This is a genomic window from Pseudazoarcus sp. NS36, from assembly GCF_059703705.1.
In genome coordinates this window covers 100,957-116,278 of the sequence record NZ_BAAKJA010000007.1, presented here as the reverse complement: position 1 = coordinate 116,278, position 15,322 = coordinate 100,957, and the positions used below count along the sequence as shown (strand labels likewise).

At 66.2% G+C, this 15,322-nt stretch carries 13 protein-coding genes; 8 read left to right on the top strand and 5 right to left on the bottom strand.

Annotated elements, in window-relative coordinates; genetic code table 11:
• Positions 1–6 precede the first annotated feature (6 nt).
• Together AC6H0R_RS12415 and AC6H0R_RS12410 are read left to right on the top strand one after the other, a co-directional pair.
• Positions 7–1,074, top strand: coding sequence for an imelysin family protein (locus AC6H0R_RS12415; protein ID WP_497581669.1), 1,068 nt, complete (start codon positions 7–9; stop codon positions 1,072–1,074).
• Positions 1,074–2,174 carry a DUF1513 domain-containing protein gene (locus AC6H0R_RS12410; RefSeq protein WP_497581668.1) on the top strand — a complete coding sequence of 367 codons (1,101 nt, stop codon included), beginning with the start codon at positions 1,074–1,076 and terminating at the stop codon, positions 2,172–2,174. Before AC6H0R_RS12415 ends, AC6H0R_RS12410 begins: the two co-directional genes overlap by 1 nt.
• 4 nt (positions 2,175–2,178) lie before the next feature.
• Here AC6H0R_RS12410 and AC6H0R_RS12405 read toward each other — a convergent pair whose 3' ends face one another.
• Together AC6H0R_RS12405 and AC6H0R_RS12400 are read right to left on the bottom strand one after the other, a co-directional pair.
• Entirely contained in the window at positions 2,179–4,368 is a 2,190-nt protein-coding gene (locus AC6H0R_RS12405) for a diguanylate cyclase domain-containing protein (RefSeq protein WP_497581667.1), read from the bottom strand.
• 24 nt (positions 4,369–4,392) lie between these two features.
• Complete coding sequence (locus AC6H0R_RS12400; RefSeq protein WP_497581666.1) at positions 4,393–4,596, bottom strand: DUF6494 family protein; 204 nt, start codon at positions 4,594–4,596, stop codon at positions 4,393–4,395.
• A 127-nt stretch (positions 4,597–4,723) separates the two neighbouring features.
• Here AC6H0R_RS12400 and AC6H0R_RS12395 point away from each other — a divergent pair, with 127 nt between their 5' ends.
• Positions 4,724–4,999: a DUF5666 domain-containing protein gene (locus AC6H0R_RS12395; protein ID WP_497581665.1), complete on the top strand. Its 276-nt coding sequence runs from the start codon at positions 4,724–4,726 to the stop codon at positions 4,997–4,999.
• Here the strand turns inward: AC6H0R_RS12395 and AC6H0R_RS12390 are convergent.
• Positions 4,996–5,274 (bottom strand): type II toxin-antitoxin system HicA family toxin, encoded by a 279-nt coding sequence (locus AC6H0R_RS12390; protein WP_497581664.1) that lies wholly within the window; start codon positions 5,272–5,274, stop codon positions 4,996–4,998. The genes AC6H0R_RS12395 and AC6H0R_RS12390 overlap by 4 nt on opposite strands.
• A gap of 70 nt (positions 5,275–5,344) precedes the next feature.
• Positions 5,345–6,007 carry a GntR family transcriptional regulator gene (locus AC6H0R_RS12385; RefSeq protein WP_497581663.1) on the bottom strand — a complete coding sequence of 221 codons (663 nt, stop codon included), beginning with the start codon at positions 6,005–6,007 and terminating at the stop codon, positions 5,345–5,347.
• A 153-nt stretch (positions 6,008–6,160) separates the two neighbouring features.
• On the opposite strand from AC6H0R_RS12385, the gene scpA reads away from it, so the two are divergent.
• The 5 genes from scpA (at position 6,161) to AC6H0R_RS12360 (ending at position 14,674) form a co-directional block, all read left to right on the top strand.
• A complete protein-coding gene (gene scpA / locus AC6H0R_RS12380) occupies positions 6,161–8,326 on the top strand; it encodes a methylmalonyl-CoA mutase (RefSeq protein ID WP_497581662.1) in 2,166 nt (721 codons plus the stop codon).
• A gap of 2 nt (positions 8,327–8,328) precedes the next feature.
• Positions 8,329–9,315, top strand: coding sequence for a methylmalonyl Co-A mutase-associated GTPase MeaB (meaB, locus tag AC6H0R_RS12375; RefSeq protein WP_497581661.1), 987 nt, complete (start codon positions 8,329–8,331; stop codon positions 9,313–9,315).
• Between the two features lie 16 nt (positions 9,316–9,331).
• A complete protein-coding gene (locus AC6H0R_RS12370) occupies positions 9,332–10,864 on the top strand; it encodes an acyl-CoA carboxylase subunit beta (RefSeq protein WP_497581660.1) in 1,533 nt (510 codons plus the stop codon).
• A 145-nt stretch (positions 10,865–11,009) separates the two neighbouring features.
• Positions 11,010–12,998 (top strand): acetyl-CoA carboxylase biotin carboxylase subunit, encoded by a 1,989-nt coding sequence (gene accC, locus AC6H0R_RS12365; RefSeq protein ID WP_497581659.1) that lies wholly within the window; start codon positions 11,010–11,012, stop codon positions 12,996–12,998.
• Between the two features lie 287 nt (positions 12,999–13,285).
• Positions 13,286–14,674 (top strand): KamA family radical SAM protein, encoded by a 1,389-nt coding sequence (locus AC6H0R_RS12360; protein ID WP_497581658.1) that lies wholly within the window; start codon positions 13,286–13,288, stop codon positions 14,672–14,674.
• 58 nt (positions 14,675–14,732) lie between these two features.
• Here AC6H0R_RS12360 and AC6H0R_RS12355 read toward each other — a convergent pair whose 3' ends face one another.
• On the bottom strand, positions 14,733–15,236 hold the full coding sequence (locus AC6H0R_RS12355; RefSeq protein WP_497581657.1) for a VOC family protein: 504 nt from the start codon (positions 15,234–15,236) through the stop codon (positions 14,733–14,735).
• Positions 15,237–15,322: the final 86 nt, after the last annotated feature.

Here is a 15,322-nt window from a genome sequence, read left to right as displayed (position 1 = left end):
GTTCCGATGATGCGCACTGTCGTGATGGCGCTGGCTGCATTGCTGCCGCTGAGCGCTGTAGCCGCCACGCCCGAACCCGCGGAGTACCGTCGGCTCAATCTCGAGCTGGTCGACACCGTGGTGCTGCCGGCTTACACGCGGCTGGCCGACCGCACCGCCCTGTTGGATGCTCAGGTGGACCGCCTGTGCGCTGGCGAAGGCACGCTGGCCGAGGCGCGCGCCGCCTGGGGCGAGGCTTTCGACGCCTGGCAGGGCGTGCAGCACCTGCGCTTCGGTCCGGTCGAGCTGTTCATGCGTGGCATGCGCATGCAGTTCTGGCCAGACCCGCGCAACAACGTCGGACGCGAGATCGAAGGGCTGTTGGCGAAGGGCGCACCGACGCCGGCCTTTGACGAACTCACCGTGCCGGCGCAAGGTTTTCCGGCCATCGAAGCGCTGCTGTACGGCGAGCCGCCCGCGCCCGGTACGCCGGCCTGCGCACTGCTGACGACCATCTCCGGCGGTGTGGCGAGCATGGCTGCTGACACGCTGCAGGGCTGGCGCGGCGGCGAGCGGCCATATCGTGAAGTGGTCGCCCAGGCCGCGGCCGGCACCTCGCATTACCAGAGTGATCAGGAAGTCACGCAGGACTTCTTCAAGGCCGCGCACGCAGCGCTCGAACTGATTGCGGATCACAAGCTGGCCCGCGCGCTGGGCAGCTCGGTCGACACGGCCAAGCCGCAACTCGTCGAGTCCGCGCGCAGTGGCCGCTCCGTGGCCAACATCCGCGCCAATCTGGCTGCCGCCGAGGCCCTGTATCTGGGGGGCGCTGACACCGGCGGTTTCTCGCGCATCGTGCGTGATGTGGCCGGTGATGCGGCGCTCGACAAGCTGCTGCGCCGCGCCTTCCGTCAGACGCGTGGCACGGCTGAGTCCATCACGCTGCCGCTCGCACAGGCCGTGCTTGATCCCGCCGAGCGCGCCAAGGTACAGAAGCTCGCGCGTGAAGCGGGCGCGCTCAAGGCGCTGTTCGCGCAGCGGCTGGCGCCGGCGCTGGGCATCGCGCTGGGCTTCAATTCGCTGGACGGCGACTGATGCGCCGACGCGACTTCCTGTCGGCCTCGCTCGCAGCGCTGGCGGCCGGGGTCGCGTTGCCAGGCTTCGCAAGGCAGGCCTCACACGGCTGGCTCGGCGCGCATGTGGATGCCGCCGGGCAGGCGCACGCCGTGCGTTTCGACGCGGACGGCAGCCTGCGTTTCGAGCGGGCGCTGCCGGCGCGTGCCCATGGCGCGGCGTTCTCCGCCGCGCGGGGCGAGATCATCGTGGTCTCACGCCGGCCCGGCGACTACCTGCTGGTACTCGATGCGGCCAGCGGCACGCTGCGCCACCAGGTGCCCGCCGCGCCGCAGCGCTATTTCAACGGCCACGCGGTGTTCGCGCGCGGGCTGTTGTTCGCCACCGAAACCCTGGTTGCGGACGAGCCGCCGGAAATCGGCAACGGCCTGATCGGTGTGTACGACCCGGCGCGCGCGTATCAACGCGTCGGCGAATTCCCCAGCGGCGGGCACGACCCGCACCAGTTGCTGGCGCTCGGCGACACGCTGGCGGTGGCCAACGGCGGCTTGCTGACGCATGTCGACGCGCCGGGCGTGGTGCTCAACCCGGATTCCATGAATTCCTCGCTGGCGCTGATCGACGCGCGCGACGGCCGCATCGACGCGCTGCATCGTCTGCCGCACGAGTTGCGCCGGCTCGGCCTGCGCCACATGGCGGCGCGCGCCGACGGCACCATCGCGGTCGGCATGCAGTACGAGGGCGCGCGTGTCGATGACGTGCCGCTGGTGGCCGTGCTGCGTCCCGGCCAGGCGCTGCGCCCGCTGGAGCTCGATCTGCAGTCGCGGCTGAAGAACTACGTCGGCAGCGTGGATTTCGATGCCAGCGGCACCATCCTGGCGCTGACCAGCCCGCGTGGCGGCGTAGCGCTGCTGCATGACCTGGACGCGGACAAACCCGTGGCCTTGTTCGAGGTGCCCGACGGCTGCGCGCTGGGAGCGGATGGCGTGGGGCGTTTCGTGGTCGGCAGCGGGCTGGGCGGCATGCGCCGCGTCGATGCGGACAACGCAAGCCGCATGTCGCTGGACGCGCAGATCATTACCGCACGCTGGGACAACCACCTGCTCGATCTGGCGGGGTAGCGCTTCAAGTACTGCCCGCGCGCTTGCGGCTGGCCTTGGCGCGGTACAGACGGTTGTCCGAATGGTGCAGCAGGGCGTCGACGGTGGTGCCGTCGCGCGGCGCGAGTGCGATGCCGATGCTGGCGCCGATGTGGCAGCTGACCGGGCCGCCGGGCGGGGTCAAGTCGAAGGGCTGACTGATGGCGGCGACGAGTTTTGCGGAGATGGTGTCGACGTCGGCCGGGTTGGTGATGGCGTCGAGCAGCACGACGAATTCATCGCCACCGATGCGTGCGACGGTGTCGGTGTCACGCACCTGCTCGCGCAGGCGTTGGGCCGACAGGCGCAGAAGCTGGTCGCCGGCAAGGTGGCCGTGCTGGTCGTTGACCAGTTTGAAATCGTCCAGATCTACATACAGCACGGCCAGTTGAGAGCCCTGACGGCGAAGTCGGCCCAGGGCCTGTTCCAGGCGTTCGATCAGCAGCAGCCGGTTCGGGACGCCGGTCAGCGCGTCATGCAGGGCTTGATGGCGGATCGCGCTTTCGTTGAGCTTGCGTTCGTTGATGTCGAACAGTGTGCCGATGGCGCCGCGCGCCCGTCCGCCCTGCTCCTCGGCGAGCGGCATCAGGTAGACGCTGACCCACAGGGGGGCGCTGCCCGTCCCGGCCAACCGCGCGTCGCGCTGGACGTGGTCGGCCCGTCCGGTCATCAGGTCGATGAACGCGGCATGCAGGGCGTCACGGTCTTCCGGGTGGATCAGGCTGATCCATGGATGGCCGATGGCTTCCTCGGCGTGTCCGCCGGAGAGTTTTTCCCAGGCCGGGTTGATGAAGCCGATGCGGCCGTCCAGATCCGTCTCGAAGACCACTTGCTGGACGGCTGAACTGAGCTGCCGATACCGGTCGTGCGAGTTCCTCAGGGCCAGTTCGGCAACGCGCGCTTCGGTGATGTTGTCGTAAATCCAGAGTGTTGCGCCCGGCTCGACGTGTTCTTCCTGCAGCGGTGCAATGGTGGCGCGAAACCACTGGGTTTGTTGCGGCCAGTCTGCCGCAGCGAAGCTGCGGGCGTCTTCGGGTGTGATGTCGAACTCCAGGGTCTGCAGCGAATTTTCCTGCAAGGCGCGGTCACGCGCTGCGAGCAGCTTGCGCGCCTTGCCCGGCGGCAGCATCTCGTCGATGCGGCGTCCGACGATGCGCAGCTCGTCGACATGGAAATGCTCTGCGCTACGCCCTCCGAACAGGCCGCTGCAATGCCCGTCGCGTTCGACGATTGAAACCAGGTTGGGCATTGTTTCCAGCAGCGTGGACAGGCGCTTGCCGGTCGAGCGCATGCGCGCCTCAGAGATGCGCAGGCGCCCGGTCTGTGCCGTCGCACGCCAGCTGGTGGCAAACACCGCAAGCAGCATCAACATGGCCAGCGGCGCCGCGAAGGCCGGAACCGGCGCCACTGCGCGCCAGCCCTCGTGCGGTACGGCAGCCAGTTCCAGGGTCAGGCCAGGTAGCTCGATTGCGGTGAGGATCGGCTCCTGTTTGAACACGCCTTCGCGGCCGAACAGGATGCTGGCGCCGTCGATACGGATGGCCAGGTCGACGATTTCGGCAAAGCGGTAGATCTCGGCGCGACGGTAGATCTGCTCCAGATCGAGCGAGGCGTCGACCTGACCGGTGACCTCCGGTGTGCTCTTGCCGTTGCCGGAGTGGGTGAGCAGTGGAATCTGCACGATCAGTTCGCGGGTGCCGGGCACTGGCTCGTATGGGCCGGCGATGCGGGTGCGTCGCTCCCGGATCAGTGCCGCGACCTCGGACGCGAAGAGGGAGTCGCGCGACAGGACGCGTCCGATGTTCAGCTGATTGCCCGAAGCGGGATAGATGAAACGCACGACGTGATCCGGCGCATAGGCGAGGTAACGCACCGCGTGCTGTCCGGAAGACAGCAGGTCTTGTGCGAAATCGGTGAATTCGGCTTCGCCCAGATCGGGCTGGCTGTCGACAATGGCCGCCATGCGGGTGCCCAGGTGCAGGTTGCCGTACAGCTCTGCCTCGACCTGGGCGCGCAGCTCGGACAGCGAGCGCTGCACGCGGTACTCCCACTGCGCAAGGGACTGGCGTTGCCATAGTTCAAATGCGCCGGCAAAGAGCACGGCGACGGCCGCACTTGCGGCACACGCCACCAATACGGGCCACCAGCGATGGGCGGAAACGGGTGACGAGGCCATGACGTGGTCCGGACGGCAGCGTGTCTATTCCAGCCGCAGCTCGTCGTCAAAGCGCACTTCCAGCGCAAGGCCTTCGATGTGCAGCGTCATCGACGCAGGCAGCGCGCGCCCCTTCAGACGGCCGGCTGCCGCGGCTTCGCGCACAGCTTTCTCGATGGCGAGCTGGGAGTTCACGCCGACCGTTTTCAGAAACTTCCGGATACTCATGTTCAGAACTTCGTCGTTCATGCGCATGTCTCTCCCTTCCATCGCGCCAAGCGCGACATGCTTTGAATATCACCATTCAAGCATAGACGAATGGACTGGCCTGACATGGCAGAAGTCCATCAACCTCATCACAACCGTGGAGAAATACATGAAAAACCTGCTGATCCGGACCGCCGTGACCGCCGTTCTCGCAAGCAGCGCTGCCAGCGCATGGGCCGATGACATCGAGGGCACCATTGAGGGGGTTGATGTGGCAGCGCGAACGCTGACCGTCCAGGGCATCACCTTTCACACCTCGAACACCACCGACTACGACGATGGGCTGAAGCGTTTCGAGGATCTGCGAGCGGGGCAGCGGGTCGAGATCGATTTTGAGTACCGCGACGGTCGCCATGTCGCGACCGAGATCGAGCTGGACGACTAGGCGGTTCCGTCTTCCACGGCCGCTGGCGTTGCGCCGGCGGCCGCGAGGTATTCCCGCAGCAGACGGATTTCGCTCTTGGAGCAGGTCGAGCCGTGATGCGGGTGATGCAGAAAGCCTTCGCGGCCATTGAGCAGGATGCGAAAGCGCGCGCCGTGTGAAGGTTCGATGTCGGCGCCGAGGTGGCGCAGCAGGGATTCGATTTCGCGCCAGTGCACGTTGGCAGGGGCGGGTTCCTGAAAGATGCTGCGCAGCAGGTTGATGTGCTTGTGGCTCATGGTCGCGCGCTCCTCGGAGGGGTCGTGTACTGTGACCGCCTCGGTTGGCAGAGGGTTCGCCGACTGACCCTCAGGGGGCTGCGGCGATGCGCTTGAGGGCGGCTCGTCCGCTCAGGATGTGATCATGCATCAGCCGCCCGGCCGCTTCCGCGTTGCCGGCCAGCAGCGCGGCAACGATGGCGCGGTGTTCTTCCAGCGACTGCTCCAGTCGCCCGTCTCCAAACAGCGAGTGGTGGCGTGAGAGCTTGATCATCTTGCGCAGGTCATCGACCACATGCGTCAGCCAGCCATTGCCAGCGATGTCCTGCACCTTGCGGTGGAAGGCCTGATTGGCTTCGAAGAAGCGGTCGATGTCGCGCGCCTTTGCAGCGGCTTCGAGCGCTTCGTGGAGGGCTTCCAGCGCTGTCAGGTCGGCCTTGCCGGCCTTGGTCGCGGCGAGCCGGGCAGCCTCGGATTCAAGCAGCGACATGACACCGAAGATTTCGTCCAGATCGCTTTCCGATACCTCATTCACATAGCAGCCGCGGCGCGGCTTGAGCGTGACCAGCCCTTCGGCGGCGAGCACCTTGAGTGCCTCGCGCAGTGGCGTGCGCGAGATGCCGTATTCCTCGGCGAGCGACTGCTCGTCTACCCAAGTGCCGGGCGTGAGCTCATGCGCGAAGATGCGCTGGCGCAGGCGTTCGGCCACTTCCTGGTACAGCGCGAGCGGGGCGATGGGATTGGGCGCGTTCATCGGTAGCGGTTGGGAGCGGCGCAGGCTCGTCGGGAGAATGCGCCGCTTGTATCCATAATTATGGATGCAGTATTCTTGCCGCAGGTCCGCAAGTCAAGCCCGCGCGTCCCCCGCGCCGGCGCTGTCTGCCGCAATCGCCACACGAGGTTCACGATGTCGCAATCCGCTTTTCCGCCCGTGCCGCCGTCCGATCTGGGCGCCTGGAGCAAGGCCGCTTCCCGTCACGCGCCCGAAGGCGACGTCAGCCGGCTCGACTGGGTCACGCCGGAGGGCATCCGCGTCAAGCCGCTGTACACCGCAGCCGATGTGCAGGGTCTGCCGTTTGCCGACACGCTGCCGGGCTTCGAGCCCTTCGTGCGCGGGCCGCAGCCGACCATGTACGCGGTGCGGCCGTGGACCATCCGCCAGTACGCCGGCTTCTCCACGGCGGAGGCGTCGAACGCGTTCTACCGCAAGGCGCTGGCGGCCGGCGGGCAGGGTGTGTCGGTGGCTTTCGATCTGGCCACGCATCGTGGTTATGACTCGGACAACCCGCGCGTGGTAGGCGATGTGGGCAAGGCCGGCGTGGCGATCGATTCGGTCGAGGACATGAAGATCCTGTTCGACGGCATTCCGCTCGACAAGGTGTCGGTGTCGATGACCATGAACGGCGGTGTGCTGCCGGTGCTGGCGGGCTACGTGGTGGCGGCCGAGGAACAGGGCGTGTCGCAGGACCAGCTTTCGGGGACCATCCAGAACGACATCCTCAAGGAGTTCATGGTCCGCAACACCTACATCTACCCGCCCGCGCCGTCGATGAAGATCATCGCCGACATCATCGGCTACACCGCGCGCAACATGCCGAAGTTCAACTCCATCTCGATCTCCGGCTACCACATGCAGGAAGCGGGCGCGACGCAGGCCCTCGAATTGGCCTTCACGCTGGCCGACGGGCGCGAGTACGTGCGCACCGCACTGGGTAGCGGGCTGGACGTGGACGACTTCGCCGGGCGGCTGTCGTTCTTCTTCGCCATCGGCATGAACTTCTATCTGGAAGTGGCCAAGCTGCGTGCCGCGCGCCTGCTGTGGTGGCGCATCATGAAGGAGTTCGGGCCGAAGAATCCGCGCTCGCTGATGCTGCGCACGCACTGCCAGACCTCGGGCTGGTCGCTGACCGAGCAGGACCCGTACAACAACGTCGTGCGCACCACCATCGAGGCCATGGCCGCGGTGTTCGGCGGCACGCAGAGCCTGCATACCAATGCGCTGGATGAAGCCATCGCGCTGCCGACCGACTTCTCGGCGCGCATTGCACGTAACACCCAGCTGGTGATCCAGGAGGAGACGCACATCACCAACGTGGTCGATCCCTGGGCCGGTTCCTACATGATGGAAAAGCTCACGCAGGACATGGCCGATCAGGCCTGGGCCATCATCGAGGAAGTCGAGGCCATGGGCGGCATGACCAAGGCCGTCGAATCGGGCTGGGCCAAGCTCAAGATCGAGGAGTGCGCGGCCGAGAAGCAGGCGCGCATCGATTCGGGCAAGGACGTCATCGTCGGCGTGAACAAGTACAAGCTGGAAAAAGAGGATTCAATCGACTTCCTCGACATCGACAACCACGCAGTGCGTGAATCGCAGGTTGCGCGACTGCAGAAGATTCGGGCCACGCGCGACACCGGCGCGGTCGAGCGCGCCCTGGCCGCGCTGACCGAATGCGCCAAAGGCGGCTCGGGTAATCTGCTGGAACTGTCGGTCGCCGCCGTACGCGCACGTGCCACGGTGGGCGAAATTTCTGATGCGCTGGAGGCGGTGTGGGGCCGCTACCGCGCCGACACGCACACCGTGTCCGGCGTGTATGGCAAGGTCGTCGAGAACGAGGAGGGCTGGCAGGTGCTGCAGAACGACATCGACGCCTTCGTGGCCGACTTCGGCCGCCGGCCGCGCATCATGATCGCCAAGCTCGGCCAGGACGGCCACGACCGCGGCGCCAAGGTGGTGGCCTCGGCCTTCGCCGATCTGGGCTTCGACGTGGACATCGGCCCGCTTTTCCAGACGCCCGAGGAAGCCGCGCGCCACGCCGTCGAGAACGACGTGCACGCCGTCGGCATCTCCACGCTGGCGGCCGCGCACCGCACGCTGGTACCGGAGCTGGTCAAGGCGCTGCGCGCCGAGGAAGCGGACGACATTATTGTCTTCGTCGGTGGCGTGATCCCGCAGCAGGATTACCAGATGCTGTATGACGCGGGCGCCAGCGGCATCTTCGGGCCGGGCACGCCGATTCCGGATGCCGCGCGCGAAGTGCTCAAGCAGATCCGCAAGGCCTTGGCCCAAGGCTGAACGTGATTTCCCCGACCGACTCCAGCCTGGCAATCGCCGAAGGCGTGCGCGCAGGTCAGCGCCGCGCGCTGGCGAAAGCCATCACGCTGGTCGAATCGACCCGAACCGACCATCGCGAGCAGGCACGCGCGCTGGTCGAGACTTTGCTGCCGGACACCGGCAAGGCTTTGCGCGTCGGGCTCTCCGGCGTACCGGGCGTAGGCAAGTCCACCTTCGTCGAGGCGCTGGGCCTGTACCTGATCGAACAGGGTCATCGCGTCGCGGTGCTGGCGGTTGATCCATCGTCTTCGGTGCATGGCGGCTCCATCCTCGGCGACAAGACGCGCATGGAACTGCTGTCGCGCCGCACGGAAGCCTTCATCCGCCCCAGCCCTGCTGCCGGCGCATTGGGCGGCGTGGCCCACCGCACGCGCGAGGCCATGCTGGTGTGCGAGGCCGCCGGTTTCGACGTGGTGCTGGTCGAGACCGTCGGCGTCGGCCAGAGCGAGATCGCCGTGGCCGGCATGACCGACATCTTCTGCCTGCTCCAACTGCCCAATGCCGGCGACGACCTGCAGGGCATGAAGAAGGGCATCGTCGAGATCGCCGATCTGGTGGCCATCAACAAAGCCGACATTGACCCGCTAGCGACCCGGCGCGCGCAGGCGCAGATGCAGGGCGCGATTTCGATGGTGCGCCACACCCACCCCGAGTGGACGCCGCCGGTGATTCCGGTCTCCGCGCTCAAGGCCGAGGGCATAGCTACCCTCTGGAACACGGTACTGAAGTTCCGCGACACGATGGTCGCCAACGGCGCCTTCGACGCCCGCCGCCGCCGTCAGGCCGGGGCCTGGATGTGGGAACTCATCGATCACGAATTGCGCGCGCGTTTCCGTGCGAATGCGCACGTTGCAGAAGAACTGCCCGGCCTGCAGGCCGAGGTGGAGCAGGGACAGGTCACACCGGCTGCCGCGGCGGCCCGATTGCTCGGGCACCTCGACAACATCTGATCCGGGGGAGGGGAAGATGCAGGAAATCATCCGGCAACTCGAAGAGAAGCGCGAACGCGCGCGGCAGGGGGGCGGGGCGACACGTATCGCCGCGCAGCACACCAAGGGCAAGCTCACCGCGCGCGAGCGCATCGAACTGCTGCTCGACGAGGGCAGCTTCGAAGAGTGGGACATGTTCAAGGAGCACCGCTGCACCGACTTCGGCATGGCGGGCCAGACCATTCCCGGCGACGGCGTGGTGACCGGCTACGGCACCGTCAATGGTCGGCTGGTGTTCGTGTTCTCGCAGGATTTCACGGTGTTCGGCGGTTCGCTGTCCGAGACCCACGCCGAGAAAATCTGCAAGCTGATGGACCACGCCATGAAGGTCGGCGCGCCGGTGATCGGGCTCAACGATTCGGGCGGCGCGCGCATCCAGGAAGGGGTGGATTCGCTTGGCGGCTACGCCGACGTGTTCCAGCGCAATGTGCTCGCCTCCGGCGTGATCCCGCAAATCTCGCTGATCATGGGGCCGTGCGCAGGCGGGGCGGTGTACAGCCCGGCGATGACGGACTTCATCTTCATGGTGCGCGACTCGTCCTACATGTTCGTGACCGGACCGGAGGTGGTGCGCACCGTCACGCACGAGGAAGTCACCGCCGAGGAACTGGGCGGTGCCGGCACGCACACCAGCAAGTCCGGCGTGGCGGATCTGGCCTTCGACAACGATGTCGAGGCGCTGCTGATGACGCGGCGCCTGATCGATTTCCTGCCCGCCAGCAACCGCGAGGCGCCGCCCACAATGCCGCTCACCGACGCGGCTGATCGCTGCGACGAGTCGCTCGATACGCTGGTGCCGGCCAACCCCAACCAGCCCTACGACATGAAGGAGCTGATCGCCAAGATCGTGGACGACGGCGACTTCTTCGAGCTGCAGCCGGATTACGCCAGGAACATCGTGATCGGTCTGGCGCGTATGGGCGGTTCGACGGTGGGCATCGTCGCCAACCAGCCGCTGGTGCTGGCGGGCTGCCTCGACATCAAGAGTTCGATCAAGGCCGCGCGCTTCGTGCGCTTCTGCGATGCCTTCAACATCCCGGTGGTGACTTTCGTCGACGTGCCCGGCTTCATGCCCGGCACCGCGCAGGAATACGGAGGCATCATCAAGCACGGCGCCAAGCTGCTGTACGCCTACGCCGAATGCACCGTGCCCAAGGTCACCGTGATCACGCGCAAGGCCTATGGCGGCGCCTACGACGTGATGAGCTCCAAGCATCTGCGCGGCGACGTGAACCTCGCCTGGCCGACGGCCGAGATCGCGGTGATGGGGCCGAAAGGCGCGGTCGAGATCATCTTCCGCGGAGAGAAGGACGACGCCGACAAGATCGCGGCGCGCGAGGCGGAATACAAGGCGCGCTTCGCCAACCCCTTTGTGGCCGGTAGCCGTGGCTTCATCGACGACGTGATCATGCCGCACGAGACGCGCAAGCGCGTGTGCCGTTCGCTCGCGATGCTGAAGAACAAACAGTTGGACAACCCGTGGCGCAAGCACGGGAACATGCCTCTCTGAACGACCCGGCATCACGCATGGCGGCGTTGGCTTCCTCGTCTGCTCCTCGCCGTACTGGCGTACTGTCTCGTCGCAGCCTGCGTCGCCGCCTTGCCCTGCGCGCGCCGGATCGCTCAGAGACTTCACTTCGAATTGAGGTTGGCGAATGTTCAAGAAAATCCTGATCGCAAACCGCTGCGAAATCGCCTGCCGGGTCATCAAGACCGCGCGCCGCATGGGCATCGCGACCGTCGCCGTGTATTCCGAGGCCGACGCCGCTGCGCTGCATGTCGAGCTGGCGGATGAGGCCGTGTGCATCGGTCCGGCACCGTCCAAACAGTCGTATCTGATGATGGACAACCTCATTGAGGCCTGCCGCGAGACCGGCGCCGAGGCCGTGCATCCGGGCTACGGTTTTCTGTCGGAGAACGAGGCGTTCGCGCGCCGGCTCGAAGAAGCCGGCATCGTCTTCATCGGGCCCAAGCATGCGGCGATTGCCGCGATGGGCGACAAGATCGCGTCCAAGAAGCTGGCGGACAAGGCCGGCGTGAACACCATTCCGGGCTGGAATGACGCCATCGAGTCGCCCGAGCGCGCAGTCGAGATTGCGCGCGACATCGGCTACCCGGTGATGATCAAGGCCTCGGCCGGCGGTGGAGGCAAGGGCCTGCGCGTGGCCTTCAACGACGAGGAGGCGTCTGAGGGCTTTGCGTCGTGCCGTTCGGAAGCGGCCAATGCCTTTGGTGACGATCGGGTGTTTATCGAGAAATTCGTCGTCGAGCCGCGCCACATCGAGATCCAGGTGCTGGGCGACGCGCACGGCAACGTGGTGTATCTGAACGAGCGCGAATGCTCGATCCAGCGCCGTCACCAGAAGGTCATCGAGGAAGCACCCAGCCCCTTCCTCGACGCCGCCACTCGTAAAGCCATGGGCGAGCAGGCCGTAGCGCTGGCCAAGGCCGTGGGCTATCAGTCGGCCGGTACGGTGGAGTTTGTCGTCGGCGCGGACAAGTCCTTCTATTTTCTGGAAATGAATACCCGCCTGCAGGTCGAGCATCCGGTCACCGAGTTCGTCACGGGGCTGGACCTGGTCGAGCAGATGATCCGTGTCGCGGCGGGCGAGAAACTGTCGTTCGGTCAGACCGATGTGCGTCTGGACGGCTGGGCCATCGAGTGCCGCATCAACGCCGAAGACCCGTTCCGCGGCTTCCTGCCTTCGACCGGGCGGCTCGTGAAATTCCGCCCGCCGGCGGAGGTGCCGGGTGCAGTGCGCGTCGATACCGGCGTGTACGAGGGCGGCGAGATTCCGATGTTCTACGACTCGATGATTGCCAAGCTGATCGTGCACGGGCGCGACCGCGCGGAAGCCATCACCCGCATGCGTGATGCGCTCAACGCCTTCGTGATCCGCGGTATCTCGTCCAACATCCCGTTCCAGGCCGCGCTGCTGCAGCACCCGCGCTTCGGCTCCGGGGCGTTCAACACCGGATTCATCGCGGAGGAATACCCGGACGGCTTCGATGCCGCCGAAGTGCCGCACGACGATCCGCTGCTGCTCGCAGCGGTGGCCATGTTCGCGCACTGGCGCCGTGCGCAGCGCGACGCCGCCATCAGCGGGCAGATGGATGGCGCGGCCTACGCGCCGCCGCGGGACTGGTCGGTGGTGGTGGGCGTGCATGAGCACCGGCTTGCGGTCGAGCCCGACGACGACGCGCTGATCGTGCGCGAAGGGGCGCGCCGCCTGCGCGTGGAGTCCGGCTGGGGCTTGAGCGATCCGCTGTTCTGCGGGCGCATCGATGGCGTCGAGGTGTGCATGCAGGTCGAGCGTCGCGGCCTGCGCTATGTCATCACCCACTTCGGCCTGCAGGTCGAGGCCATGGTGATGAGTGCGCGTGCGGCGGCCATGCTGGCGCGCATGCCGGTCAAGCAGGCGCCGGACCTCTCGGGCATGGTGCTCTCGCCGATGCCGGGCTTGCTGCGTGAGGTGCTGGTGGCCGAGGGGCAGGAGGTCAAGAGCGGCGAGAAGGTGGCCGTGATCGAAGCCATGAAAATGGAAAACGTGCTGCGCGCCGAGCGCGACGGCCGTGTGAGACGCATCCATGCGCAGGCCGGTGCGAGCCTGGCGGTGGACGACCTGATCATCGAATTCGACTGACACGCGCCGCATTGCCGCAAGCCTCAAGGCCTTGCCCGGATGGCATCGGGCAAGGCCTTTTCATTGCGCTACATACGATTTGCGCAAACATTATTCATCGCATACCATCCGTCTCCCGTTGACGCGTTCCGGCACTTTTGCCGGCTTCACGCAGTGTTGCTGCCCGACCCGCCGCAGGGTCGCCATCCGTGCAGTAGCCGCCGTTCGTCCCTTCTTATTGTTGTCCATCCCTGCCGCGGTTGCGGTGGAGAGGACCAAGGGACGGCGCAATGAAAGGAGAGTTACCTATGACCGCCGTGGTCTCGCCCCTGGTGCGACGCGTCGCACCGCCGCCCAGCGGCTTTCAGGAAACCGTACCCTTCAAGGTCTTCACGCAGCGCGATCTGGATCGCATCGCGCCGCTGCAGAGCCTGACCGAAGCGCAGCGCTTCGAGATGAAGGTGGTCTCGTCGGTGCTGCCGTTCCGCGTGAACCAGTACGTCATCGACGAACTGATCGACTGGAGCAACATCCCGGCCGACCCGATTTACCAGCTCGTCTTCCCGCAACGCGGAATGCTGTCGGAGGCGCACTACGCGCGTATCGCCGATCTGCTGCGCGCCGGCGCTGACAAGGCCGAGCTGAATGCCGCCATTGATGCGGTGCGGCACGAGCTGAACCCGCACCCGGCCGATCAGATGGCCATGAACATGCCGCTGGATGCCGACGGCAACCGCCTTGACGGCCTGCAGCACAAGTACCGCGAGACGGTGCTGTTCTTCCCGAGCCAGGGGCAGACCTGTCACAGCTATTGCAGCTTCTGTTTCCGCTGGGCGCAGTTCGTCGGCGACAAGGAGCTGCGCATCGCCAGTTCCGAGGCCTCGCAGCTGCACGACTACCTGCGCGCCCATCCGGAAGTGAGCGACGTGCTGATCACCGGCGGTGACCCGATGGTGATGAAGACCTCGAACCTCGCGGGCTACCTCGAGCCCTTGCTGCAGCCCGAGTTCGATCACATCCAGACCGTGCGCATCGGCACCAAGGCGCTGACCTTCTGGCCGCACCGCTTCCTTGGTGCGCCGGACGCAGATGACCTGATCCGCCTGCTCGAGCGTCTGGTCGAGGCCGGCAAGCAGGTCGCCATCATGGCGCACTACAACCACTGGAAGGAGCTGGAGCCGGAGGCTGCGCAGGCGGCAATCCGCCGCATCCGCTCGACCGGCGCGGTAATCCGCGCGCAGGGGCCGCTGATTGCGCACATCAACGACGACCCGGCCGTGTGGGCGCGCATGTGGAAGACCCAGGTCAAGCTCGGCATCGTGCCGTACTACCTGTTCGTCGAGCGCGATACCGGCGCCAGCGCCTACTTCGAGGTGCCACTGGTGCGTGCTTGGCAGATCTATCGCGAAGCCATGCAGCATGTGTCCGGCCTGTCGCGTACTGCGCGTGGTCCGAGCATGAGTGCCAGCCCCGGCAAGGTCGAAATCCAGGGCGTGGCCGAGATTGCCGGCGAGAAGGTTTTTGTGCTGCGTTTCATCCAGGCGCGCAACCCGGACTGGGTGCAGCGCCCGTTCTTCGCGAAATACGACGAACACGCCACCTGGCTCGATGGCCTGCAGCCCGCTTTCGAGGAAAAGTGGTTCTGGCAGGACGAGTACGCGGCGATGCGTGAGCACAAGCTCGCGGCCGTGAGCTGACCGAGCTGCCGAAGGAAAAAGCCCGCCGATGGCGGGCTTTTTTTTGGTCTGCGCTCGCCTACAGCGTCTCGCCCAGCGGCCGTGAATGTGCGGCCAGCGTGGCGTAGGCGTCGATGACGTCGGGCGGGGCCTGCACCAGTTCGATCAGCACACCTTCGCCGCCGATCGGGAATTCATCATTGGCCTTGGGGTGCACGAACACGATGTCGTGGCCGGCAGCCCCGGTGCGGATGCCACCGGGGGCGAAGCGCAGGCCCTGGGTGCTGAGCCATTCGACGGCCGCGTGCAGGTCATCCACCCACAGGCCGACGTGGTTGAGCGGGGTGGCCTGCACGGCCGGTTTGGCGTTGGGGTCGAGCGGCTGCATCAGGTCGACCTCGACGCGCATGGGGCCTCGGCCGATGGCGCAGATGTCCTCGTCGACGTTCTCGCGTTCGCTGACGAAGCTGCCGGTGCGTTCCAGACCGAGCAGATCGACCCACAGCCTGGCCAGGCGCTGCTTGTCCGGGCCGCCGATGGCGATCTGCTGGATGCCGAGGATGCGGAAGGGGCGTGTGCTCATGTCTTCATCTCGCCAGCGAACGGGTGAAGCCGCATTGTCACGCTGCGGCGTGTTGCGGTCGACCCCGGTGGGTTTGCGCTGCACAA

What these genes read in the sequence shown, in the direction of transcription:
- AC6H0R_RS12415 (WP_497581669.1), top strand. Translation starts at nt 7, where the DNA reads ATGATGCGCACTGTCGTGATGGCGCTGGCTGCATTGCTGCCGCTGAGC.
- AC6H0R_RS12410 (WP_497581668.1), top strand. Translation starts at nt 1,074, where the DNA reads ATGCGCCGACGCGACTTCCTGTCGGCCTCGCTCGCAGCGCTGGCGGCC.
- AC6H0R_RS12405 (WP_497581667.1), bottom strand. Translation starts at nt 4,368, where the DNA reads ATGGCCTCGTCACCCGTTTCCGCCCATCGCTGGTGGCCCGTATTGGTG.
- AC6H0R_RS12400 (WP_497581666.1), bottom strand. Translation starts at nt 4,596, where the DNA reads ATGAACGACGAAGTTCTGAACATGAGTATCCGGAAGTTTCTGAAAACG.
- AC6H0R_RS12395 (WP_497581665.1), top strand. Translation starts at nt 4,724, where the DNA reads ATGAAAAACCTGCTGATCCGGACCGCCGTGACCGCCGTTCTCGCAAGC.
- AC6H0R_RS12390 (WP_497581664.1), bottom strand. Translation starts at nt 5,274, where the DNA reads ATGAGCCACAAGCACATCAACCTGCTGCGCAGCATCTTTCAGGAACCC.
- AC6H0R_RS12385 (WP_497581663.1), bottom strand. Translation starts at nt 6,007, where the DNA reads ATGAACGCGCCCAATCCCATCGCCCCGCTCGCGCTGTACCAGGAAGTG.
- scpA (WP_497581662.1), top strand. Translation starts at nt 6,161, where the DNA reads ATGTCGCAATCCGCTTTTCCGCCCGTGCCGCCGTCCGATCTGGGCGCC.
- AC6H0R_RS12370 (WP_497581660.1), top strand. Translation starts at nt 9,332, where the DNA reads ATGCAGGAAATCATCCGGCAACTCGAAGAGAAGCGCGAACGCGCGCGG.
- accC (WP_497581659.1), top strand. Translation starts at nt 11,010, where the DNA reads ATGTTCAAGAAAATCCTGATCGCAAACCGCTGCGAAATCGCCTGCCGG.
- AC6H0R_RS12360 (WP_497581658.1), top strand. Translation starts at nt 13,286, where the DNA reads ATGACCGCCGTGGTCTCGCCCCTGGTGCGACGCGTCGCACCGCCGCCC.
- AC6H0R_RS12355 (WP_497581657.1), bottom strand. Translation starts at nt 15,236, where the DNA reads ATGAGCACACGCCCCTTCCGCATCCTCGGCATCCAGCAGATCGCCATC.